We start from the raw sequence: 1,271 nt of genomic DNA, 5'->3' as shown, positions 1-1,271 counted from the left end.
CCCCCATTTGGTGGGCTGACCCATCGCGTTGTGGGTGGGCCAGCCGCATGCAGTTGGCCCACCCACACTCCCGTGGGCTGACCCATCAAATGGGTTATCCACAGATCGGTGGGAGCGGCTCCACGGGCGGCCGGCGGGAGCGATGCTGGTTGGGTGAATCCTGAGCTGAGGCGGTTGGCGGCTGATCGGGGCGGCGTGTTCAGCCGTCGGCAAGCGGTGGACGCCGGCTATACGCCTGAGGAAATCCGGGCCCGTCTGGCCGATCGGCGGTGGGAGCGACTCCGCCACGGTCAGTACGTCGAGCGCGTCGACCTCAGCGGGTTACCCGTCTGGGAACGCGAGATTGTTCGGCACCGGCTACTCATTCACGCGGCAGTCAACGCCATGAAGCCCGGCAGTGCGGTGGTGAGTCATCACTCGGCGTTGGTGCTGCACGGTGTGCCTGTCTGGCAGGCTGACCTGGCCGAGGTTCAGTTGACGCGAACAACCGGCCGCAGCGGAGCGAAATCAGGAGTCAGGCACCATCGTGGACAGCTCGACGATCCGGACCTGACCGTATTGGCCAGGGTGCCTGCGACGTCAGTCGCTCGTGCCGTCGCGGAGCACGCAACCCGATCGTCCTTCGAGGCCGCCGTGATCAGTGCGGATCACGCGATGCGGCGGGGTGATATTCCTGCGGACGAACTGCGGCGCTTGCTCGAGACCATTGACGAGTGGGCAGGTGCGCCGCGAGTCCGGGCCGTGATGGCTTTCGCGAATCCGCTGTCGGAATCGGTCGGGGAATCGCGGCTCCGTGTGGTGATGCACAACGAAGGTTTGCCAGCGCCTGAACTGCAGCGGGAGTTCTACGACTCGGCAGGCCTCATCGGCCGACCGGACTTCTTCTTCCCCAGCTACAACACGGTCGTGGAGTTCGACGGTGACCTCAAGTACGACAGCGGATCGCGTGAGGTTCTGCTGCGGGAGAAGTCCCGCGAGGATCGGCTCCGCGCCCTCGGGTTCGAGTTCGTCCGAACCGGATGGACGGACCTGGACCGCCCGGCCTGGACCGCCCACCAGATTCGCCAGGCTTTCGCCCGGGCCCAGTCGTCCCGCCGGACCGGCTGATCCGCGGTCTGCACAGCCGGGAAACGGCTGGACTGCAGACCCCATTTGATGGGCCGGCCCATCGCGTTGTGGGTGGGCCAACCGCATGCAGTTGGCCCACCCACACTCCCGTGGGTCAGCCCATCAAATGGGGGACGAGGGGGCGCGATGGGGTGGGTCAGCCC

The 1,271-nt window shown here is 66.5% G+C and carries 1 protein-coding gene; it reads left to right on the top strand.

The features are described 5' to 3' along the window. The first annotated feature begins 153 nt into the window (after positions 1-153). The gene (locus tag E1263_RS42370; RefSeq protein WP_132178131.1) at positions 154-1,107 is read left to right on the top strand and encodes a type IV toxin-antitoxin system AbiEi family antitoxin domain-containing protein; all 954 of its coding nucleotides are present in this window, start codon (positions 154-156) and stop codon (positions 1,105-1,107) included. The last annotated feature ends 164 nt before the right edge of the window (positions 1,108-1,271 follow it).

Source organism: Kribbella antibiotica (assembly GCF_004349055.1).
In the GTDB taxonomy this organism is placed as follows: Bacteria; Actinomycetota; Actinomycetes; order Propionibacteriales; family Kribbellaceae; genus Kribbella; species Kribbella antibiotica.
Note: the sequence above shows the minus strand (reverse complement) of the source record. Positions and strands in the feature narration are given on the sequence as shown.